This is a genomic window from Mycobacterium sp. PTI7 (assembly GCF_056679845.1).
Map to the genome: position 1 here is coordinate 4,907,748 of NZ_CM155252.1, position 21,326 is coordinate 4,929,073.

A 21,326-nucleotide genomic window follows, 5' to 3' on the forward strand; every position below is an offset into this window, starting at 1 on the left:
AGGCAGGTTCTTTCGAAGCGGTGCATGCGCACCACGGAATCGACTTAGCCAGCATCATCCGTGCCGCCTTGGACCGGCTGAACTAGAGCACACGGTGCCCAAGCCGGCGGACCACGTCAACGCATCCTGGCTGACCGGGTTTGAACGACGGGCGCGCCAGGTATCAGCTCCGGAACACAAACGGCGACTTAGGAGATGCCGTGCCTACAGGAATCAGCGCCATGCAGAACTGGTGGGAATCGTTGAGCGACGGCCAACGGGACCAGCTTCGCGCCGGCATCCACCACTACCCGCTCAAGCCCGATGTGTCCCGATTGCTGTTCGACACCGACTGTCCCGGCGCTGCCCACCACGCCGGCCGAAGCACCCGAGGGCATGACGATCGGCATGCCAGGCGAAGTCGCGGAGATCATCAATCAGGAGCAGTGATGAGACCGCTATGTCGCCCCGATGATCCGCCTTCGGGTTCGGCGCCGATGACTCAGGAGTTGAAGTCGGGGAGCGGCGGCTGCTCTGACGGCGCCACGGGAGCGTTCCCGCCCTCATCGGGCACGTCCAAAACCTCTTGCACCTCCACTGGCTGATCGTCCTTCTTGTCGTCGTGATCCGCTGTGCTCATTTGGTCTCCTTCTAATGTGAGTTGACTTGGGTACCACTGGTGGGGTTCTCGTTGGATGGGCATGTGCCTAAGTGGGATACATCGGCTGCGCTTGCGCGCTCTCCTCGGGAGTGGGCTCAGCATTCTCATCGGTCTGGGCGGGGGACGCGTTCTTCTGAGGGTCGTCGGCGTCGGTGTGATCGGGCGTGCTCATGGTTTCTCCTCGGTCCAAGGTCGACTAGGTTCGGTGCTGCCATTCCCGGTGTTGGCCGCTTCCAACCCACACTTGGGTGCGGGACACTCGCCGGCCTTCTTCGAGGTGGGTTTCGTGTCTTCGGCCGGAACTGTGGCTTTCCTGAGCGGGACAGCCCACGCAGGTGTCGTGCAGTGCCATCACCGTCTCGTTCTTACGGCGTCGTGATCGGCAGACGAAGGCAACGCTCTACGCGGGACGGTGCTCGGCCAACGTGCGGAAGGCCTGCACTGGCGAGGCGGTGGGGTCCTCGGCGAATATCTGGATGCCGATGTGGTTCGCACCGGCCGAGAGGTGACCGTCGATCTGCGCGTAGACCGTTTCCGGGGAGCCGTGAGCGACCAGGGCGTCGATGAGTGCGTCGCTGCCTGATCCGTCGACATCCGCCGCGGTGAACCCGTGCCGCAGCAGATTGTTGGTGTAGTTGCGCAGGCCGAGGTAGGGATTCTGGACGGCGGGACGGCCGATCGTTCGGGCCAGGGCACCGTCCTGGATCAGTACCACCTTGTGCTCTGGAGCCAGGAAGGCATTGCCGCCCAGGAGTTGTCGGGCATGTCGCGTATGCGCAGGCACGGTGAGATAGGGGTGCGCCCCCAGCGTCTTCTCGCCGGCCAGTGTGAGCGTGTTCTTTCCCAGGGCGCCGATCACGATCGCTTCGGCCGGCACCTCGCCCTCTAGGAGCGCGTCGACGTAGTGGACCATTCGCTCGTAGGGCTTCTCGTAGGCGTCTCGTTTCTCGGGATGACCAAGACCGATGCCGAGCAGCAGGCGGGGTCCGTAGCGGCCGACGATCCGACGGTAGTGGTGGGCGATGCTGCGTGCGTCGTCCTGCCACATATTGATGATTGCGCTCGCGATGATGGCATGTCGCGTCGCGGCGACCATCTGCTCGAGCAGGTTCATGTCACCCACGGGGTCCGCACCGATTCCCACCCAGATCGTCTGATATCCCAACTCTTCGAGTTGAGGCGCGTATTCGATACGGGGTGCGTCGCCCAGTGCGGGATTGAGCCACGCTCCGTAGGTGCCGAACTGCTCGTACACGTCAGGTGTCTCCTTCGGATGGCGCAGCAACGTGCGCTGAGGTGCTCGCGGTGGGTGCGGTGCCAACGTGCGGGTTCGGTGGGTTGAACGGATGGTCTGCGTTACCCACTGGTTCGCGGTATGAACTGGCGGCGTTGTGCCGTCACTCGGGCGGTGGGGTGGTGCTGAAGATCGGCCAGCAGATCTCTGTGGCGGTGAAGTCGTACGGTTCCGAGGGCGTCGAGCCGACGTAGTGTTCGCGGATCGGTCCCTGGTCGCTGATCAGATGCTCGTTCACGTGTACTCCCAGAGCCCCGTAACTGCGGTCGATACCGTCGTGGCCGCCGGAATGGGTGAGCACCGCGAACTCGGCCTGAGGTAGGACCTCGGCACGGACGCCCCTCGGGGGATGCGCTGAATTTGGCGCGGGTACGAACAGCGATGCCCTTCCCCGTGATTCGAGGAACAACGTCCGGTCGTAGAGACCGCCCGGCACGAACCCGAGAGGTGCGTTGCCGGCCGCCGCGACTGCGTCTCGCAGCGTCCCGAGCGCCATCCCGAACCAGCTGTCGATCTCGGAGACGTCTATGGTGGCGCCCACGGACCACACCGCGAGCGCCGGCTCGTGACGCAGCTCCACGTGGGCGGGAGTGGTTACGGGCGAGAGTAACTCGCGCAGCGCGCCCACGGTGTCGCGGGTCTGCTGCAGCTGCTCCTCCATCTGTGCGAGATGGGTCGTGATGATCTCGGTGCGGGCCGCGGCGTCCTCAGTGCTCAGCAGCGCCTTGATGTCGGGAATGGACATGCCCAGCGATCGGAACCGGCGGATGATGTGGGCGTGATCAACCTGGCTGGTGTCGTAGAAGCGGTAGCCGGTGTACGGGTCGATGTGAGCGGGTTCGAGGATGCCGATGTCGTGGTAGTGGCGCAGCGCCTTCCTACTCAGACTGGTCATCACGGCGAAGTCACCGATCGAGACCTGTGCGCCCATGGCGTCCTCCTCTGCGTCTGCATCGCCCACATGCTGGGACACGACCATCTTCAAGCCTCCCCCTAGGGCAAGGTCAACATCACAACGGAGTTCGAACCGGGGCTTGACCTTCCCCCTACGGCAACTCTCATCGTGGGGTCATGACCAACACCACAGACTGGGATGCACTCCCAGAAACCGTCAGAACGTTCATGGCTGCGGTAGATGCCCGTGAGAAGGATCAAGCGCTGGCCACACTCAGCCCCGATGCCGTGGTGACCGACGAAGGCCACGACTACACGGGACATGACGAGATCGGGGCCTGGGTGGCCACCGCGGCCGCCGAGTTCGCCTACACCACCTCGTTCACCGGTGCGACGACGACCGACGTAGGAGTGGACGTCGGACAGCACCTGGAGGGCGACTTCCCGGGCGGGGTCGCCGACCTGCACTACCGCTTCACCCTCGACGGCACTGTGATCAGCCGGGTGGTGATCGAGCCATGACGCGGCGGTGGTTCATCACCGGAGGCACCCCGGGCAACTTCGGGATGGCGTTCGCCGAGACCGCACTCGAGGCCGGCGACCGTGTGGTGCTCACCTCTCGGCGCCCGCAGGAGCTGGACACTTGGGCGCAGCAGTACGGTGACCGCGTTCTCGTGGTGCCGCTCGAACTCACCGATGCGGCGCAGGTGCGGCGTGCGGTGCATGCCGCCGAGGAGCACTTCGGCGGCATCGACGTGCTCATCAACAACGCCGGCCGCGGTTGGTACGGATCGATCGAGGGGATGGACGAGTCCTCGTTGCGGGCGATGTTCGAACTGAACTTCTTCGCCGTGCTGTCGGTGACACGTGCGGTGCTGCCAGGGATGCGCGCCCGCGGCAACGGGTGGATCGTCAACGTGTCCTCGGTGGCCGGGCTCGTGTCAGCGCCCGGATTCGGTTACTACAGCGCGACGAAGTTCGCCATCGAAGCCGTGACCGACGCCTTGCGCGACGAGGTGGCCGCACAGGGCATCTCCGTCTTGACGGTCGAACCAGGAGCGTTCCGCACGAACGCCTACGCCGGCTTCGCCAACGAGCCCGTCGCGGAGGCGATCCCGGAGTACCACGACATGCTGGAGCAGGTCCGCGCCGCCTTCGTCGAGATGGACGGGACGCAACCCGGCGATCCGCACCGCGGTGCCCGTGCGGTGATCGCGGCGATGGCTGCGGACCCACCGCCCCGCCGGCTGGTTCTGGGCAACAGCGGCTACGACGCCGTGACCGACACGCTGGCGCAGACCCTAGCTGACATCCGGGCGAGCGAAAACCTCTCTCGTAGCGCGGATTTTCCAAACTGACGGGCCGAGCGAGACGAGCACGACCCGACCCGACCCGCCGATTTCACGGCGCAGCTGACCGAGATCAGCGGGTCGGGTCGGCTCTTTGCGGAAGCCGGGCGGGACGTCGTACTGCTGCCAGCGTCCACAGTGGTCGCTCCGCGCGGGCATCGACCAACGAGCGGGTCGTCCCACGGGGGCGCGCTTTCTCTCTTTACTCCGCAGATGCGAGAGATAGGGATGCGGCTCGCTCGTGCAGGGCGCAAAGAGCCCCTTCGCTGCAGGTTGCGTGCACGGCTGGCACGGACTGGAGGGTCACCGATCACCCCGGTGATCCAGTAAGCGCGGCACGGTGAGAATAGCCAATTAACGAATGGCTCGATAACCGTCGCACCACTCGCGCGAAGCAATGATCGAGGGAAGCTGGGGTGGGCACGTGCACGATCGCCGCCGATTAGACCAACCCACCGACCTCGAAGGACTGCTCGGCCACCTGCCTGCGCGGGTGCTGCTCGATCGCATGCCCGGTGCGGTGATGGGCATCGCCCCCGATGCCGTGGTGGCATACGCCAACCCAGCCGCAGTTTCGCTATTCGGATATGTGGACGGCGCCATGATCGGCCTCGACCTCTCGGCATTGCTGGCCGGTCAAGCGGAGGCGACGCCTGCCGACTGCATGAGGCTGTTGGAAGCGGCCAAGGACGGCGACGTCGTCGACTGGCATCACGTCGAGGGCTACGCCGTGCACACGGCAGTGTCCGCGCCACTGCTGCTTCGGGCCACGGATCCCTTCTTGATGCTCTACATCACGGACGTGACCGAGCTGCGCTGGCGCTGAACACCCCCGCGGCGCGTCAACCTCGTCGCCGAGCCGAAGGTCAGTCCTTCTTCAACTCCTCGGCGAGCATCACGATGATCCCGCTGGGACCGCGTACGTAGGTCAGCTTGTACGCGTCCTCGTAGGTCGCGACGCCGCGTAGCGGATGGCAGCCGTGCCTCGCGGCCGTCTCCAGTGCTGACTCGATGTCGTCGACCGAGAAGGCGACGCGGTGCATGCCAATCTCGTTGGGGGCGGTGGGCGTCGAATCGACCGCGGAAGGATGGATGTACTCGAAGAGTTCGAGACGGCCGTGACCATCTGGTGTCTGAAGCATCGCGATGCTGGCGTGGTTGCCATCCAGGCCGACGGCCGTCTCGGTCCATTCACCCGAGACGGTGTCACGGCCGATGACGGTGAGGCCGAGGTCGGTGAAGAATGCGATCGCTGCCTCGAGGTCGCGAACGGCGATGCCGACATTCTCTAGCTTGATGGGCATGCGTCGCATGGTAGCGAGCAGGGGCGAGGAAGGGTGGGCCTCGATGTAGCACTGCGAAATGGTCCACGAAAGCGATACGAAAGCGGCTGCGCCGGGACCATCGACATTCCCTTCGGGCGCGACTGTGGTGAGGACCCCGATCGATCCGCGCCGCGGTGGGTCCTCCGGCTCCGGCCCGGCTCGAACGGGCAGCCACCCTCACCGTGCGCGGTAGGTCGCACCCTTACCGGGTAGATACGACTTGGGCGGAGTCGACGGCGACAGTAATCGGGCTGGGCCAAGCCGTGCAACGGATTTCCGCCGCAATGATCTGGCACGTGTCAAACCACAGTGGCGCATTACCTCACGTCGTACCGTCAATCTCTTGCCGACGGCGGACCCGTCGATGTGGGTCTCGTTGGGACGAAGAGCAAACCGTTAACATTACGCGACCGGCGGGTTTGGTTCTGGTCCCTAGTGGAGTCGCCCTTCGGCGGCTCGTGAGTGGGAAGGTCCGGTGATGCGCCCCATCAGCCAAAGCGAGCGGGACACGGCTCGTCGTCACCTCTTCGATGGGCTGTCGCAATTCAGTGCGTCCTGGTCGGCAGGTCGGCTGGTCGTCGCAGCACCGGAACTCGACGACGACGCTCGCATCTCCATGGTCACCGCGTTGGCTGACGGCGCGTTAGAGCTGTTGTTCCTGACCACCTATGACTTCGGTGAATCTGAGCCCTTTCAGGCAGTGGTCGCAGCGCCGTCGGAGATAAACGCGTGGCGGTGGCAGTTCATTTTCGCTGAGGTCGCAGTAGTACGTTGCGATTTCTCGGCGGCTGTCCTGGAAACCTTGGATGAGTTCGTGCTGTTCGGCGGCGATCGCGAGTCGGTCGAGAGGGCGCTAGGTCAGACGGCGGAGGAAGCACGGGCCGAGTTCGACACCTACGCCGAGGAGATGAAGGGTGCGTGCCGGCATCTCCCGGGAATAGCCGAACAATACCGCTGAACGCTTGGGCCGAACGCACAACCCTCGTCGACGGGGTGCTACTCCCCCACCGTGCAATTCGCTGCAATGACATCGCCGTCACGGGACTCGAGGAAGTCCGTCCCTAACGCTGCCGTGCACGTGCCGCGCGAGGCAGTCTCAACTGCGGCGCAGGAAGTAGTGCCGACGCCAGCGACAGTTCGCGCTCACCGATGATGCCGAACCGTAGGCCGACTACGGCGTGCTGGCCGACAGCACCAGGCCCTAGATGGTAGATGTGAGCCGCTGTGACACAACGGAATCCGGATTACCGGTGCGGGTGACCGCGGACGTGCTCCGTCGGGACCGGATCGTCAGAGCCGGATTCTCGTCCGCCGCGAGGGCTCTCAAACCTGCGCGGCACGCTTTAGGCTTCGCTGCCTCCGGTGTTACCGGGGGAGCCACCGGGGCCGCCGCCGGCGCCCCCGCTTCCGTTGGATTCGCCTCCGTCGCCACCGTTACCACCGCGGCCACCGAGGCTGCCGCTACCGCCGCTACCGCCGTCGCCGCCGGTTCCGACATTGATGCCGTTGTTGTCGACACCGTTGCCGCCGTTGCCGCCGCGACCGCCACCGGTCACGACGCCCCGGCCGTCGCCGCCTGCGCCGCCAGTGCCACCGGTCCCACCGGTGTCGTTGCGAACTCCGTTGCCGCCATCGCCACCTCGGCCGCCGCCCCCGAGGGCCGAACCGCTGGCGCCGCCTGTCCCGCCGACACCGCCTGTACCTACGCCCGTTTCGGTTGTGCCGGTGCCGCCGTCTCCGCCGCGGCCGCCGCTTCCGATGATGGAGCCGTCGGCGCCGGCTCCGCCTTGGCCGCCAGTGGCATCGCCGGCACTGGCGGTCGCGTTGCCACCCTCGCCGCCGCGGCCGCCGTCTCCGACTTGGGCGTTGCCACCGGCGCCGCCTTGACCGCCGGTCGCTGAGTCATCGACGCCTTCACCGGCGCCGGTCGATGCCGAGCCGCCCTGGCCGCCGGCCCCGGCGTTGAACGTCGAGTCGCCGCCGGCGCCGCCGTCACCGCCCCGAACCGCCGTGCCACCGACATTCGCCACACCCGTGGCGCTGCCACCGGCCCCGCCGACCCCGCCGACGCCGAAGATGCCGCTGGTGCCGCCGTCACCGCCATCACTGCCAACCGCGCCGATGCCCGTGACGCTGCCGCCCACACCGCCTGCGCCGCCGTTGCCCACCAGCAGTCCACCACGTCCACCGTCGCCGCCGTCGGAGTTCGCGCCGAAGCCGTCACCACCCCGACCGCCGGTACCGAACAACCCTGCCGCGCCGCCGTCGCCGCCGTCCATGCCGCCGCCCATGCTGGCGCTGCCATCACCGCCGTTACCGAGCAGCAAGCCGCCGCGGCCGCCGGCCACGCCGAAGGACTGCGACGTGAACCCGTTGCCGATCAGCAAGCCACCGTCGGTGTTGGTCGCGTTTCCGTTGCGGACGAAGATGTTGATGATCGGGATTTGGCCGCCGATGTCCCCCAGCAGACCGGCCAGCGCTCCGGGCAGGTCCGCGATCGTCGTGGTGGCCACCTGAAGTGCGCCGGTGGGTGAGGCCACCAGTACGGTGACCGCGGTGTCCGGTGTTCCGCCACCTGCATGCGCGACGACACCGGCGACGACCTCAGGTGTGAAGACGGTAGCGCTGCTGCCCGATGCCGGGCGCGATGACGCTCCGGCTGACGCTGCCGAGCCGTGTGCAGTCGGCGTGATCGAGATGAGCGTGCCACCGGGGTCCGTGGCGCTTCCCTGTGCTGCAGCTTGCGGGGCAGCCGCGTTGAACCGTGCGCCGAGTAGCGCACTGGGTGCCGGGCTGGGCGACGCGACGGCGGCCAGCACTGGCTGCGCGTACATCACGTGCGACGCGACCGTCGGGTTCGCGAATGCTGCCCGTTCACCATCTGCAGCGACGGCGGTGACCCCCGTGGTGGCTAGAACACCGGCCGCCAGAGCGGTGAACATGGTGGTGGGTAGATTTGTCACCCGCGGCGCTCCTTATGTCACTTGTTTGCTGATGACAGCTTGACAGACCCCGCGCAGGAAAGCCACAGTTTGCAACAACTCGGGAGTTGAGGCGCGGCCATCAGCCGTCCGAAGCCAGTAAGGACTGGAAAGCCGCGGAGCCAACGCTCCACTTGAGCGCTTCGAGGCGCACTCCATCCGTTGCCAACCCCGATGCTTCCCACCCGCAACAACGGCATGACGGATTGCTGGTCCGCCCTTAAATTCTTTCCCGCCGCCGGAAGCCGCCTGCGCGTCACTTGACCAGGCCACCGCGCCGTTGCCCATGTCGACGCGACCAGGCCTTCGCAGGACGCGGCCGGGGTGACGGCGGCAGACGATCTCGCAAGGTGCAGGCAAAGATTGCGTCGAGGCATCCGAGCGGCTCGTCGTGGCACGAGGGTCCTGCACTAGCAGTCGAGATGATCGACGCCTCAACGTCTGCCTCTTCGCAGAACGGCGGGATGTCCCGAGCGCGCAGTCATATCAACTCGCACCGGCAAGACGTGAGGAACGCGGTGTGAGACAGAAAGTGAGACAACGCGACCGGGCACTACACGATGTGCAACTGCACCCTGTGCGTGTCTCGTGTCGCTACAAATGAGGTGGCGAGGGCGAAGCAACCGCGGACGCATCCTGGACACGCCGGCCCCCCATGGTGCACCGGTCGCCGACGTCAATAGGGTTCTCTCACTTGACGACCGGTTCGTTCGCACCAGTCGACGCAGCCGGGGTCTTCGCGCCCGCGGCGCCTAGAGAGATGATCAAGTCAGAGACTGCGAGGCGGTGCGTAGTTCGTCGAGTGCCGTCAGCGCGTACTCAGCCAACCCCCGCCCGTCCTGATGCTCGTTCTCCGACCATCGGGCGTAACCCTGCTTGAAGGCCAACACGCCGAGTTCCCCGGCCAGGTGCGCGGTCATCTCTGGAACGCCGCGGTCCCTCAGCGCAGCCGTCATGGCCGCCGCCAGACTGACTGTCTTCAAGGCGTCGCGCTCCTGCAGTTCGGCGCTCGCAGCGACGGCAGCCTTGATGCGGGGGCCGAGTTCTCGATTGTCCGGACCCATCATCGTCGAGGCACGTTCGAGTGCCGCCGCGACCGCAACCATCGCACTCGCGCCGTTGGGCGCCTCCGCTATGCCCTCGGAGAGCAATCGACACAGGCTCTCCTGCCCGGCGACGAGCAGCTCCCGCTTGTCGGGGAAGTGGCGAAAGAACGTGCTCTTCGTGACGCCGGCCCGCTCGGCGATCTGGGCGACGGTGGTGGCGTCGTAGCCCTGCTCGGTGAACAGGTCTACGGCCGCGAGCACCAGTCGCTGACGCGCACCCGGTTCCCAGCGGCCCATGGACCCATCCTAGGCGACGGGACTTTTGTCCCATCACGTAGTAGGTTGACGGGACAAAGGTCTCATCACTACGTCTGGAGAGTCACGTGCGCGTTTTCGTCACCGGGGGAACCGGCACCATCGGTTCGCCCGTCGTCACCGAACTCCTTGGCAACGGGCACACCGTCCTCGCGCTGGCCCGCTCCGACGCCTCGGCGACGTCGTTGTCCGACGCGGGCGCCGAGGTGCTGCGCGGCACACTGTTGGATCTCGACGTGCTGCGGGACGGGGTCCGACGGACCGACGGCGTGATCCACCTCGCCTTCGGGCACGAAGCCGCAACGCCGGACGCGCTGACGCGCGAGATCGTCACGGAGACGGACGCATTGGAGGCAATGGGTGACGAGCTACTGGGTAGCAATCGGCCCATCGTCGTCGCCTCCGGAACGCCGTGGATCGCGGGACGCGCCTCCACCGAGGCTGATCCCCCGCCAACGGAGGGGCCGGTCGGGGGGCGCGGCCGCGCAGTGGTGGCGCTGCTGAGTCTTGCGTCGCAGGGAGTGCGAAGCGTTGCGGTGCGCATTCCGCGCACCGCGCACGATGACGGAAACGGCGGATTCGCAGGCGTTCTCGCCACGACGGCGCGTCGCACCGGTGTCGCGGGCTACCCCGGCGATGGCACGCAGCGTTGGCCCGCCGTGCATGCCCGCGACGCTGCCATCGTCTTCCGGCTGGCCCTGGAGTCAGCGCAGCCGGGCACGTCGTGGCACGCAGTCGACGAGGAGGGCGTCGCGGTGCGTGACATCGCGACCGTCATCGGACGCCGGCTGGGACTACCCGTGCAGTCTGTCCCGCAGGAGGAGTTCGGCCCGTTCGGCGATATCTTCGCGCTGGACCAACCGGCCTCGAGTCGCCACACTCGCGACGTCTTGGGTTGGCACCCGACGCATCCCGGCCTTCTCGCCGATCTCGAGAACCTTCGGCCCTGATACGAACCACTCCGCTCGCCTACGATGCGAAATAGGTCGGAGGTAGCGCCCACCCGTTCGGGGTGTCGACTCTCGGGACCTGCACCCGCCAGCAGCCTCCAGGGCGTTGCATTCTCACGACCCACGTGCAGTGGCCGCTGCGCACCTTTCAAGAGTGGGCCCCCCGGTCTGAATGCGACCGCCGGCCACGTCGATCTCGAGACATGCCTCGGCTGCGTCGAAACTCAGCTGGAAGTCGCCTCTTCAGACGCGCACTCTTCGCTAGCTGAAGGGTCACGTTCGCCGCTGTGAACATGGGAATCACCCCGAGGAAGGTCCGCTCCGAAGGCGTGGCCCCATGCAGGTGCTCAAGGCTTCCGAACACATAGAAGCAGCCAACGCTGAAGATCGCGGCTGGAATCGAATACGCCAGTGGAGAGCCGCGCATGGCGATGACGTCCGCCGCGATGGCGAACTCTTGGTCGCTGAGCGGTTCGCGCCGACGCAGTTTCCTCAAAACCGCGGGCGCTACCCCTACGGTCTCGCCACCCGGCGCAGTCGGCCGGGTCATCCACCGCTGGACGAATATGAGGGCCAGGCAGATGAACATCGCGGCGGCGATCAGAGAGCCGATCGTGAGGGAACCAAAGAGAGCAGTGCCGATCATCGGATCACTCCCGGGAAGTCGGTCGGTTCTCGTCGTGGCCGGGTCCGAACCAAGGTCGGCCACCAGAACCAGGGCCCGAGGATGCGGAGCAGGCACGGCACCACGAAGGACCGCACGACGAGTGTGTCCAGAAGCAAGCCGACACACACCGTCGACCCGACCTGCCCGATGGTCCGCAGGTCACTCATGAGCATCGCCAGCATCGTGAACGCGAACACCAAGCCCGCCGAGGTCACCACTCCGCCGGTGCTTCCAAGGGCGCGGATGAGGCCGGTGTGCAACCCGGCGCCCACTTCCTCCTTGACGCGGGCGATCAAGAGCAGGTTGTAGTCGGACCCGACCGCCACCAGGATGATGAACGAGATCGGCAGTACCAGCCAGTGCAGGTGCAGGCCAATAAGGTGTTGCCACACTAGGATTGACAGTCCGAAGGCTCCTGCGAAGGAGAAAGCCACCGTGCCGGGGATGACGATTGCGGCGATCAAACTCTGGGTCAGGATCAGCATGATCAAGAAGATGAGTACGAAGGCGGCGATTGCCACGATGAGCAGATCGGCGGCGGCCAGTTCCTTGATGTCTTTGTTGCTGGACGCTGCGCCCCCGATGTAGATGCTCGCGCCTGCTAGCGAGGTTTCCTTCAAGGCAATCTTCACCGCGTCGGGAAATTGCTCGACGTGCTGGATACCCTCGGGACCCATGGCATTGCCTTCATGAGTGATGATGAAACGGGCGGCCTTACCGTCCGGGGACATCATCAGCGCCATGTCGGTCTTGACGTCCTCGTTGTCGAAGGCCTCACGCGGTATGTAGAAGAAGTCATCGCTGCGGGACTCGTCGAAGTCGTTGCCCACGTTGATCAAATCGTCGAAGGTCTGCTGAATCTGAGTGGATTGCAGATGTGCGGGACCGTAGGAGTTGACGACGATGGCCTGTAGGGCCCGAGAATTGCTCAACGTGATCTTCAGTTCTGAGATCAGCTGAGGCAGCAGCGCATCAACCGCCTGCAGGTTGGTGACAGCGTTTCCGATCTGCTCACTGAGTGCGTCGATGCCGTCGAGTCCGTCGAAGAGTGACCGGAACGCCCAGCAGATTGGGATGTCGAAGCAGTGCGGCTCGAAGTAGAAGTAACTTTTCAGGGGCCGGAAGAAGTCGTCAACGTTGGAGATGTCCTCGTTGATCTCGTCGGAGATCGCCTGCAGGTTCTCCAGCGTGAGTACCGTGGCATCTAGTTCACGGGACAGTTCCTGGACGAGTTCGATCGTCTTGCCCAACGCTTGGACACTGTCGGCCTGAATCTTGGCCTGCTCGTCGCTATTGGCATTCTGCTGCTGGCTGAACGGCAACTGCTGACCGCTACTACTGCCTTGTGCCGTGAACAGGTACGGGATGCTGGCGTGCTCCAGTGGGCGGCCGAGGGGTCTGGTGACGCCCTGCACCATCGCGATGCCGGGCAGTCGTATGAGCGCCTTCGCCACTCGGTCCAGGGAGATGAAGTCTGCCGAATTCCGCATGTCGTGATCGGATTCCACCATCAACATCTCGGTGAACAGCTTGCTCTGCGGAAAGTGTCGGTCCGCCGCGGTGAATCCCGCATTGGCCGAGGCACCGGCAGGCTGGTAGCTGCGGTCGTCGTAGCTGACCCGATAGGTGGGCACGAACACCGCCCCTGCCATGACCACCGCGCAGCTGGCCGCCAGTATCGGCACCGGCCAACGCACCACGCTGGCCCCTATCCGTCGGTAAAGGTGTGCATTGACGCGGTGCTTCGGGTCGAAGAGTCCAAACGCGCTACCGACGGTCAGGACGGCCGGACCGAGGGTCAATGCGGCGGTGATGGTGAACAACATGCTGATGGCTACGGCCGGACCCATGGTGTGGAAATAGTTCAACCGCGCAAAGCTCAAACAGAAACCGGCACCGGCGATCGTCAAACCTGACCCGATGATGATCGGCGCAACACCCTTGTAAGCGCTGAAATATGCTTCTTCGCGGCTGTCCCCGGCCAAGCGTGCCTCCTGATAGCGCCCCATCAGAAAGATGCCGTAATCTGTTCCCGCTCCAAGCGATAACGCAACGACGATGTTCACCGCGAATGACGAGAGTTCGATGTATCCGAGGTGACCAAGGGTGGCGATGACGCCCTTCGCGACGAGCATCTCAATCAGCACGGAGGCAAGCGGCACGAATACCGTGGACACCGAACGGTAGACCAACAACAGCATTCCGATGATCAAGAAGATCGTCACGATGGTGATGTTGTTCAGGCTGGAATTGGCGATGGCCACTGTGTCCGAAGCCAACGGTGCAGCACCGCTGACGTACGCCTTGAGTCCCGGCGGGGGACGTTGCCCATCGACGATGTTGCGGACGGCGTCTACGGATTGATTCGCTTCCATCTGCCCGCTGTTGCCGGCGATGCGCAACAGGACGTAGGCGGACTTCCCGTCGTTGCTCTGCGCGCCGGCGGCAGTGATCGGCTTTCCCCACAGATCCATCACGTACTGCACGTGGGTGCTGTCGTGCTTGAGCCGCCCTACGAGGTCGTCGTAGAACCGATGGTCGCCGTCGTCCAACGGCCGGTCGGCCTCCAACACCACCATGGTCAAGCTGGTCGAGGTGGACTCCTGGAACTTTTCACCGATGTGGAGCATTCCCGACTGCGATGGCGCATAGGTCGGCACCATCGCGCCTGCGAGTTCGTCGGCGACCTTCTCCACTTGCGGTATGAACGTGTTGGTGCTGACTGCCAGTAAAGCCCAGAACGCCACGATGGGCACTGCGAGAAGTCGGACGGCTCTGGCGAAGAACGGGCGCTTGGCCTGGTGGGCACTCACGCGGACTTCACCCGACAGGTGACGTCGGCATCTTGGCGGGTGGCCGATTGTTCGTCGCGGACGACCCCATTGACCAGGATCCGGCAGATGACCTCACCGCCCTGGACTTGGGCGGAGATGCTTCCCGAAACCACGGTCAGCGTGGTCGTCTCGGTATGCGACCATGGCAATTCGGTCAGGTCGACCCGTTGGGGATGTCCATCGACGTCGATGTAGGACAGCATTCCACGGTCGCCCAGCTCGCCGAACAGCTCGTAAGTGAGCTGCTTGGGGGTGAATTGTTCTGGGGCTTGGGGACCGTTGACGGTGATGACCGCTGCCGGGGCCGACATTTGGTGCACTTTCCACATGCCGCCTGCACCAACACCGACTACGAGTACGGCGGATATCGGAATCCATCCCCTCGTCAGGATGGTCTTGGCGATGGAATCTTTCTTCACGCTCTTACCTTCTCGAAAATTAGGATCAGTGCGTGCGCCCTGCCACCTCAGGCGCCCGGCTGTGCGTCCTTCGCGCCCGAGCGAGCATCTGCTGCGCGGCATCAATGCACTGCCCGGTGTCGCAACGCTCTGACCGCCTACCCACTGATCGTCGCACCTGATACGGTTGCATATGAATCTGTCCGGCGCAACTAGGTCACGGGTGTGACAACAGGGGTCTGGTGAATCGACGGGCTGGCCGAGCGAAGGGATGACCGTTCACAGGCTCGTCAACATTCGCAACGCCTTGACGTCAACGGTATTCAGACGCACGCTCGCAGGACACTTGGGCATACGAGGACCTCCGAGCGGATGAACGCGTTCCAAGCAAGGCTCACGTCACTCGGAGGCCATCGTCGCCAAATCCGCTGCGTGGTGGGCGGCGTGAGTCCCACGCGCTGTGGTGAACGCACTCGACCTGTCGTCAGTAGTCCCAATTGCTCGGGACGAAGCGGAAGGCGTCCCCTGCCTTAGCTACCCGGCACACCGATGGGAACGACAGGTGAGTGGCCACCAGCGACTCACCTGTCGCTGCCAACTCCTGTAACAACCGGATCCGGACGCGCGTCGCTTCCTCGGGATCGTGCTCGAACCCGTTCTGCCACTGAGGATTGTCGAAACCAGGCTGAAACACCGCGTCACCAGCGAACGTCAGCCGGTCGCCGCGGGATTCAAGGCGAACGATGCTGTGCCCGGGCGTGTGCCCTCCGGTGCGGACGACCGTGACACCAGGGGCCACGGCATACTCCCTTTCGAACGGTTTCAGCTGTGTGCGGTAGACGTCCAAGAATCGAGACGCCGTCGTCCGAAGCACATCCGGAATGGGCGCGGGCATCACGGTGCGGGAGAAGTCGGGCGACGCCCAGAATTCGGCCTCGGCAGATGCCAGGTGCACCCGTAGGTCCGGACGCATCCGCGCCCTAAGACCGTCGGCGAGCAGCCCACCTACGTGGTCCATGTGCAGATGGGTGAGCACCACGTCAGTCACCGATTCCGGGGTGACGCCTGCGGCCTCCAGGCGCCTGGCCAACTGACCCGCCCGCGGGAAGTCCGGGAACTCCAGGCCGAGTCCAGAATCGATGAGGATGGTCCGACCACCGCTGCGCACCACGGCCACATTCAATGGCCAGTCGAGTACCTCGGGCGGCAGGAACATGTCTTGCAACCAGGCTGCGAGGTCGGCCGAGTCGGCGTTGGTGGCCAACGTCGAGGTGGTGATCGGCAGGACTCCGTCGCTGATGACCAAAACATCGATGTCACCGACCTTCAGCGCGTATCGCGACGGAACCAGTTCATCGTGTGCCGACGTGGCGGGGCTTGAAACACTGACCGCGTCCATGTTCTTCTCCTCCTATGCTGTACAACGAAGACGGCGCGGATGCCCCGTCACGACTTAAAACGCACCGCGACCAGCGGATTCATCCATCGACGGAGGCGTGACGCGAGTCCGGCATTGGTCCAATACGTGGACGCAAGGATGATCTCGCTGGCGCCGGCGACCTCACGCACCCTTCCCGAACTGTGCCGCCGCGGCCCAGATCACGTCAGCCGATTCAGTCGGCGGATAGATCCATTTCGTGTTGATGGCTTGCTTCATCGCCTTGGCCTCTGGACCAGTCGAATTGACGGTCCGCTCCCAGCCAGTAGTCGTCACGGCGCCTGCGGATCCGAGGTCGATCGCGTTCGCATAGGGATCGGTGGTGAACGACATCTGCGGAAGATCGAGAAGACCCGCGGCGACGTTGTGGCCGGCGCACTTGCCCATCGGCAGGGCATGCTGGCAGCTCTGCATGGTGGGATGGCCCTCCTCGGCTGCCGCGGCCGCGGTGTCCCCTGCCGCATACAAGCCAGGAACGCCCACCACTCGCAGGAAGCCGTCGACCGGCAACCGCCCGAACCGGTCTCGTGCCGCGGGAATCTGCGTGGTCAACGGGCTGGCCATCATGCCTACGGTCCAGACCACGGTCGATGTTGGTATCACCTCACCATTGGAGAGTTCTACCTGATCGGCTGTTGCGGAAACCAGCGTGACGCCGAGTCGCTGTTCGACACCGAGGTCGTCGAGGGCCCTGACGTTCGTCGGGCGTGGGGCGTCTCCGAGTTCGGGACCCGGTACGCCGGCGCGCTCGACGAGGACCACGCGCACACTTTCCTGCGAGCCAGCGATGTCTCGAAGCCGATCAACGAGATCCGTCGCAATCTCGAGACCAGTGAATCCGGCGCCCACCACCACCACGGTGTACCGGGCAGCTGAGCGCGTGCGACTCGGCAACCGGTGTAGGTGGATGTCGAGGGCCGCCGCCGCATCAATGGTGTCGATGCTGAAAACATGTTCTGCGCCAGGGAAGTTGGGGGCAAGGAGCTGGCTGCCGGTCGCCAACACCAAGCGATCGTAGACGGCGGTATCCGGCTCTTCGTCGAGTCCCCGAACCGTGACGGTCTGTTGGTCGAGGGAGATCGCCTCCACATCGGCTTGCAGTCGATCCACTCCAATCGGCCCGAGGACGTCGTCCAATGGCACGCGCATCTCATGGGGATCGCGCTCGTACAACCGCGGCCGTATGACCAGGTTGTCAGTGTTGCTGATGAGACGCACGCGAATGTCGGCTGCTGCCGTCCCGGCGTCGCGTAAGACGCGGGTAGCACCGGCCGCAGTCCACACGCCAGCGAATCCGCCGCCGAGGATGAGTATCTGTTTCATGACGTTGTCCTCCAAAGGTTCTCAAGTTGCATTCCGGGGTCGCCACAGCGAGATCGAGCGCGTAGTCGCCGGCGGACCTCCGACTTCCAGAACGGCTACGGCGTGGCCAATTCATCCACGCGGCGACTCAGATCCAGACCGAGCCCTTTGGTCATCCTCGAGCTAGAGGCGATTCAAGACCGTCGTGGCCACCGCGCACTAGTGCTGCCAACGTTGCGCCGTGGGCTCGCGTATTCGAGGGTCCGCTCCTCCGAGCACACCCTCGGCTCCGACCGGCGTCAAGCCGAAGACGAATCAACTCGCTCGACTGCACCCGCTGGGCAGCTGTCGCAGCGGTTGCTCCTGCTTCGCAGCGGTTGACTCGTCTCAAGCAGACGTCGAACCCCCGGCTGTGCGTATGGCATCACGTAACCGGATCCAACTCGTCTGGGCCAGAGAAGGTTTCAGCTCCCTTGCGGCGAGGTAGGAACTCGTACGCGATGAGTTCACCCAGACGATGCGGCTGCGCGTATCGGATTCAGCCGTCAATCTCTTGCTTCGACTGAGATGGCGGCCGGGGGTAGTTACAGTTCTGGGTAGGTGTAGCGGGTGAGCAGGTCCGCCAGTTGCTCGGCTTCGCCGGGCTCCAGGTGCGCAACCAACATGTCGGCGATACCCCGCGCCTCCAGGTGAGCCTCGTCGAAGACCGTCACTCCGTACTCGGTGATCTGCACCATCCACACCCGGCGGTCGCCTTCGACACCTTCACGCGTGACGAGGCCCGCGATCTGCAGATCGTCGATCGCGCGGCCCACGGCAGCCTTGTCGAATCCGGTTGCCTCGACGAGATCGCGCTGCAACGTCGGTCCGCGATCAACCAGCACGATCAACATCGCGAAGTGGCGCAACTCGAGACCGAAGGGGTGCATCGCGGCGGCGAGTTCGCTGGCGGCGCGGTTGTGGGCCCGGCGCAGGAGCAGTCCCATCGCGAACGGTGAGGTGTCCCCGGGCCGATCGGTAGCTCGATTCGCCTGGGTAGCCCGAGGTGTCGCGCGTGCCATTCGATCAGCTTACCCGTGACCGCATCATTGGATACCTTCTCAGCCGAACCGTTCTGGACCGGTGGCTATATCCGGTCTCCGATGTCTCGACGGGATCGGATCCCGAGCTTGATGAACACCTTCCGCATGTGCCATTCGACCGTGTGCGCGCTGAGGAACATTTGGGCCCCAATTTCCGGGTTGGTCAGACCTTCAGCTGCGAGACGCGCAACTTGCCTCTCTTGCGAGGTCAGCGTCGTCCCGGTGTCCGGTGGCGGCCTGGTCGTCACCACTCCCGTTGCGGCAAGTCCACGCCGCGCCCGCTCGGCGAACCCTCCGGCTCCCATCTGGGTGAACGTTTCGTACGCACCCGCCAGCTGGTCGCGTGCATCGGACTGTCGGTGCTGGTTGCACAGCCACTCGCCGTAGACGAGGTGCGCTCGGGCCGTGAGCATTCCCACGTCGGTGCGCTCAAGCTGCTCGACGGCTTGCCGGTAGCGATCCTCCGAGTGCGAGCCAGCACTCACCAGCGCTGAAACGTAGGCCGCTGTGCCCAATGCCCAGTCGGTCCTCGCCGCTGCTGCCATGTCCTGGATGTGTTGCACCGCCGCGGCTGCGTCACCTGGACGACCGAGCCGTGCGGCAGCCTCGACGAGTTCGACCATGGACCAGGTCGACAGCCCTAGTTCCAGAGGATGGGCAGAGCCGCGGACAGCGGCGGCATAAGCCTCGTCGAACCGGCCCAAGCCGTTGTATAGCACTGCCGCGGACCATTCCGTCGCCGTCATTACCTTGCCCTCACCGCGCAACAGCGGATCACGCACGATGACGTCGATCGCCTGCCGCGCATCCGACTCGTTTCCTCGCCACGGGGTGACCACCACGGCGCCATAGTGGGCAAAGAAGCTGCTCCCGGTCACCTCGCCCAGCGTCGCGGCTTGCGCGGCCAACGACTCGGCTGTCACCAGCTCGCCGGCGTACACCCGGTTGGATAGTCGCAGCAGCAGCGCCGACGGCAGGACCGCAAGCGCTCCGGCGTCGGCAGCCTGCTCGACCAGCCGGGCCGAGAGCACCGACCAGAGGTCGAATTCCCACGCGTCATGCGCCATTCGGCAGGCGAGCGGGAGCCATCCGAGCCCTTCTTCCAGCGAGAGTGGCTCATACTCATACGCTTTCAGGCTGCGCTTCGCCAAGGGCATCCCGGCTGGGTATCCCTCGACCAACATGCGCGATAGACCTTCGAGGAGAAGGTCCGCTCGCGACGGATCCCGTGGGCGCGGCATGGCCAAGACGGCGGTCGCGACTTGCTTCACTCCGATAGCGTCTGGCAGGCGGCCGGCAGTTTGGGCGGCGTAGATGGCGTCACGATAGGTCTCCGTCGCCAGAACGGGATCGAACGACTCGAGTTGCTTAGCTGCATCGAGCAGAAGGGGCAGGCCCGCGCTCGCACTTCGGGAAGAGGACAAGACGCGTCCACGGGCCAAGTCGGCCAACACCTGCTCGTGCTCATCCACCGGTTGTAGCCGGACGGCGTCGAGCAGTTCGAGCGCATCGTCGAACTCGCCTGCTTGGCTCTTCGCCTGGGCTGCAGCCAGGGATCGAGAGCCGCGACGGCCGGGGTCGGGCGTGAGCTGGGCAGCACGCTCTAGGAACGCGGCGGCCGCGGCCACACCTCCGCGGGCGCGGGCGCGGGCGGCGGCATTTTCCAGGCTGACGGCCACTCGCTCATCCGGAACACCGGCAGCGCTCGCCAGGTGCCAGGCACGGCGGTCTGGATCGAGTTCAGGATTGGTCGCCTCGGCCAGCGCGTGATGCACAAGCCGACGCTCGTCGGCGGATGCGGAACGGTAGGCCGCCGAACGCACCAGAGGATGCCGGAACCGGACCATCGTGCGGGCGGTGAACAAGTCCGCTGCTTGCGCTTCGGCGCTGGCGGTGTAGACGTCGATGCCCAACTTCTCCGCGGCCCTCCGTACCAAGACCACGTCACCGACGGGATCAGCCGCGGCGAGGATCACGAAGCGCTGGGTATCGGGCGCCAGACGACGAAGTCGGCGGAGGAAGCCCTGCTCGATCTGGTTGGCAACAGGCTGATCGTCCAACCGAGGGTGCTGTGTCGTCATCTGCGCTGCAGTCAGTTCACGGGGAAGCTCGAGCAGCGCGAGTGGATTACCGTGCGCCTCTGCCAGGATTCGGTCGCGAATGCGCTCGTCGACGCGCCCGGGGGCCGCCAAGGCCAACAGCGTTCGGGCGTCGTGGTCATCCAACCCCCCGATCTGGAGCCGAGGTAGGTCCTGCAGCGGGTGGCCCTCGATCGGATCACGGACGGTGAACAGCAACGCTACTGGCTCCGCCACCAGGCGGCGGGCGACGAACGCCAGCGTGTGAGCCGAGATCTGATCCAGCCACTGCGCGTCGTCCACGAGGCACACGAGGGGTTGGGTTTCGGCGGCCTCGGCCAACAGGCTGAGAACTGCGAGTCCGACGAGAAAGCGGTCGGGGGGACGTCCCGCGCTGAGCCCAAACGCAATCTCAAGCGCTGCGCGCTGCGGTTCGGGGAGGTGGCCAATGCGGCTCGTGAAAGGCGCACAGAGCTGGTGGACTCCGCCAAAGGCGAGTTCCACCTCTGCTTCTACGCCTCCGACGCGGAGTATTCGGCACCCGGACGCGCGACTCCGGGCGTACTCCAGGAGCGCAGTCTTGCCGATGCCGGGCTCGCCGTGAAGAACCAGGGACGCGCTGCGACCGCCCGCTGCATCCGCGATGCGGGCATCGAGGGCTGCGCATTGGCGCCGCCGACCGAGAAGCTGTACCGGCTCTTCATTCATTCTCTGCATGTCCCCCACGGGAGCG

19 protein-coding genes are annotated in these 21,326 nt (G+C 65.0%); 5 read left to right on the forward strand and 14 right to left on the reverse strand.

Translation table 11 applies throughout. The features are described 5' to 3' along the window. Positions 1–481 precede the first annotated feature (481 nt). From AC1MEY_RS23775 to AC1MEY_RS23790, 4 genes are all read right to left on the reverse strand, one after another. Positions 482–619, reverse strand: coding sequence for a hypothetical protein (locus AC1MEY_RS23775; protein ID WP_480227827.1), 138 nt, complete (start codon positions 617–619; stop codon positions 482–484). A 67-nt stretch (positions 620–686) separates the two neighbouring features. After that, positions 687–812 carry a hypothetical protein gene (locus AC1MEY_RS23780; protein WP_480227828.1) on the reverse strand — a complete coding sequence of 42 codons (126 nt, stop codon included), beginning with the start codon at positions 810–812 and terminating at the stop codon, positions 687–689. Positions 813–1,040: 228 nt separating this feature from the next. After that, entirely contained in the window at positions 1,041–1,895 is an 855-nt protein-coding gene (locus AC1MEY_RS23785) for a TIGR03620 family F420-dependent LLM class oxidoreductase (protein ID WP_480227829.1), read from the reverse strand. Between the two features lie 142 nt (positions 1,896–2,037). Beyond that, positions 2,038–2,865 carry a MerR family transcriptional regulator gene (locus AC1MEY_RS23790; RefSeq protein WP_480231641.1) on the reverse strand — a complete coding sequence of 276 codons (828 nt, stop codon included), beginning with the start codon at positions 2,863–2,865 and terminating at the stop codon, positions 2,038–2,040. Between the two features lie 140 nt (positions 2,866–3,005). Here AC1MEY_RS23790 and AC1MEY_RS23795 point away from each other — a divergent pair, with 140 nt between their 5' ends. The 3 genes from AC1MEY_RS23795 (at position 3,006) to AC1MEY_RS23805 (ending at position 5,003) form a co-directional block, all read left to right on the forward strand. Further along, a complete protein-coding gene (locus AC1MEY_RS23795; RefSeq protein ID WP_480227830.1) occupies positions 3,006–3,350 on the forward strand; it encodes a nuclear transport factor 2 family protein in 345 nt (114 codons plus the stop codon). Continuing rightward, positions 3,347–4,186 carry an SDR family NAD(P)-dependent oxidoreductase gene (locus AC1MEY_RS23800; RefSeq protein ID WP_480227831.1) on the forward strand — a complete coding sequence of 280 codons (840 nt, stop codon included), beginning with the start codon at positions 3,347–3,349 and terminating at the stop codon, positions 4,184–4,186. Before AC1MEY_RS23795 ends, AC1MEY_RS23800 begins: the two co-directional genes overlap by 4 nt. A 415-nt stretch (positions 4,187–4,601) precedes the next feature. Then, positions 4,602–5,003 (forward strand): PAS domain-containing protein, encoded by a 402-nt coding sequence (locus AC1MEY_RS23805; protein WP_480227832.1) that lies wholly within the window; start codon positions 4,602–4,604, stop codon positions 5,001–5,003. Between the two features lie 40 nt (positions 5,004–5,043). Here AC1MEY_RS23805 and AC1MEY_RS23810 read toward each other — a convergent pair whose 3' ends face one another. Beyond that, positions 5,044–5,481: a VOC family protein gene (locus AC1MEY_RS23810; RefSeq protein ID WP_480227833.1), complete on the reverse strand. Its 438-nt coding sequence runs from the start codon at positions 5,479–5,481 to the stop codon at positions 5,044–5,046. Positions 5,482–5,977: 496 nt separating this feature from the next. Between AC1MEY_RS23810 and AC1MEY_RS23815 the strand changes: the two genes are divergently transcribed. Continuing rightward, a complete protein-coding gene (locus AC1MEY_RS23815) occupies positions 5,978–6,460 on the forward strand; it encodes a hypothetical protein (RefSeq protein ID WP_480227834.1) in 483 nt (160 codons plus the stop codon). Between the two features lie 385 nt (positions 6,461–6,845). Here the strand turns inward: AC1MEY_RS23815 and AC1MEY_RS23820 are convergent, their stop codons facing one another. Continuing rightward, the gene (locus tag AC1MEY_RS23820; protein ID WP_480227835.1) at positions 6,846–8,321 is read right to left on the reverse strand and encodes a PGRS repeat-containing protein; all 1,476 of its coding nucleotides are present in this window, start codon (positions 8,319–8,321) and stop codon (positions 6,846–6,848) included. A 926-nt stretch (positions 8,322–9,247) separates the two neighbouring features. After that, positions 9,248–9,826 carry a TetR/AcrR family transcriptional regulator gene (locus tag AC1MEY_RS23825; RefSeq protein ID WP_480227836.1) on the reverse strand — a complete coding sequence of 193 codons (579 nt, stop codon included), beginning with the start codon at positions 9,824–9,826 and terminating at the stop codon, positions 9,248–9,250. An 86-nt stretch (positions 9,827–9,912) separates the two neighbouring features. Between AC1MEY_RS23825 and AC1MEY_RS23830 the strand changes: the two genes are divergently transcribed. Further along, positions 9,913–10,794 carry an SDR family oxidoreductase gene (locus tag AC1MEY_RS23830; protein WP_480227837.1) on the forward strand — a complete coding sequence of 294 codons (882 nt, stop codon included), beginning with the start codon at positions 9,913–9,915 and terminating at the stop codon, positions 10,792–10,794. A 148-nt stretch (positions 10,795–10,942) separates the two neighbouring features. On the opposite strand, the gene AC1MEY_RS23835 is transcribed toward AC1MEY_RS23830, so the two are convergent. The 7 genes from AC1MEY_RS23835 to AC1MEY_RS23865 form a co-directional block, all read right to left on the reverse strand. Next, entirely contained in the window at positions 10,943–11,437 is a 495-nt protein-coding gene (locus AC1MEY_RS23835; protein ID WP_480231642.1) for a hypothetical protein, read from the reverse strand. After that, a complete protein-coding gene (locus tag AC1MEY_RS23840; RefSeq protein WP_480227838.1) occupies positions 11,437–14,274 on the reverse strand; it encodes an MMPL/RND family transporter in 2,838 nt (945 codons plus the stop codon). The genes AC1MEY_RS23835 and AC1MEY_RS23840 overlap by 1 nt, the downstream gene beginning before the upstream one ends. Beyond that, a complete protein-coding gene (locus AC1MEY_RS23845) occupies positions 14,271–14,714 on the reverse strand; it encodes an MmpS family transport accessory protein (protein WP_480227839.1) in 444 nt (147 codons plus the stop codon). The genes AC1MEY_RS23840 and AC1MEY_RS23845 overlap by 4 nt, the downstream gene beginning before the upstream one ends. Before the next feature lie 463 nt (positions 14,715–15,177). Further along, on the reverse strand, positions 15,178–16,092 hold the full coding sequence (locus AC1MEY_RS23850) for an MBL fold metallo-hydrolase (RefSeq protein WP_480227840.1): 915 nt from the start codon (positions 16,090–16,092) through the stop codon (positions 15,178–15,180). A gap of 162 nt (positions 16,093–16,254) precedes the next feature. Beyond that, positions 16,255–17,454 carry an NAD(P)/FAD-dependent oxidoreductase gene (locus AC1MEY_RS23855; protein ID WP_480227841.1) on the reverse strand — a complete coding sequence of 400 codons (1,200 nt, stop codon included), beginning with the start codon at positions 17,452–17,454 and terminating at the stop codon, positions 16,255–16,257. A gap of 563 nt (positions 17,455–18,017) precedes the next feature. Next, the gene (locus AC1MEY_RS23860; protein ID WP_480227842.1) at positions 18,018–18,419 is read right to left on the reverse strand and encodes a MarR family winged helix-turn-helix transcriptional regulator; all 402 of its coding nucleotides are present in this window, start codon (positions 18,417–18,419) and stop codon (positions 18,018–18,020) included. Positions 18,420–18,559: 140 nt separating this feature from the next. Beyond that, positions 18,560–21,310, reverse strand: coding sequence for a helix-turn-helix transcriptional regulator (locus tag AC1MEY_RS23865; protein ID WP_480227843.1), 2,751 nt, complete (start codon positions 21,308–21,310; stop codon positions 18,560–18,562). Between the last annotated feature and the right edge of the window lie 16 nt (positions 21,311–21,326).

Bases quoted from the DNA above. Each gene is read 5' to 3' on its own strand.
- AC1MEY_RS23775 (WP_480227827.1), bottom strand. From the start codon at position 619: ATGAGCACAGCGGATCACGACGACAAGAAGGACGATCAGCCAGTGGAG.
- AC1MEY_RS23780 (WP_480227828.1), bottom strand. From the start codon at position 812: ATGAGCACGCCCGATCACACCGACGCCGACGACCCTCAGAAGAACGCG.
- AC1MEY_RS23790 (WP_480231641.1), bottom strand. From the start codon at position 2,865: ATGGGCGCACAGGTCTCGATCGGTGACTTCGCCGTGATGACCAGTCTG.
- AC1MEY_RS23795 (WP_480227830.1), top strand. From the start codon at position 3,006: ATGACCAACACCACAGACTGGGATGCACTCCCAGAAACCGTCAGAACG.
- AC1MEY_RS23800 (WP_480227831.1), top strand. From the start codon at position 3,347: ATGACGCGGCGGTGGTTCATCACCGGAGGCACCCCGGGCAACTTCGGG.
- AC1MEY_RS23810 (WP_480227833.1), bottom strand. From the start codon at position 5,481: ATGCCCATCAAGCTAGAGAATGTCGGCATCGCCGTTCGCGACCTCGAG.
- AC1MEY_RS23825 (WP_480227836.1), bottom strand. From the start codon at position 9,826: ATGGGCCGCTGGGAACCGGGTGCGCGTCAGCGACTGGTGCTCGCGGCC.
- AC1MEY_RS23850 (WP_480227840.1), bottom strand. From the start codon at position 16,092: ATGGACGCGGTCAGTGTTTCAAGCCCCGCCACGTCGGCACACGATGAA.
- AC1MEY_RS23855 (WP_480227841.1), bottom strand. From the start codon at position 17,454: ATGAAACAGATACTCATCCTCGGCGGCGGATTCGCTGGCGTGTGGACT.
- AC1MEY_RS23860 (WP_480227842.1), bottom strand. From the start codon at position 18,419: ATGGGACTGCTCCTGCGCCGGGCCCACAACCGCGCCGCCAGCGAACTC.
- AC1MEY_RS23865 (WP_480227843.1), bottom strand. From the start codon at position 21,310: ATGCAGAGAATGAATGAAGAGCCGGTACAGCTTCTCGGTCGGCGGCGC.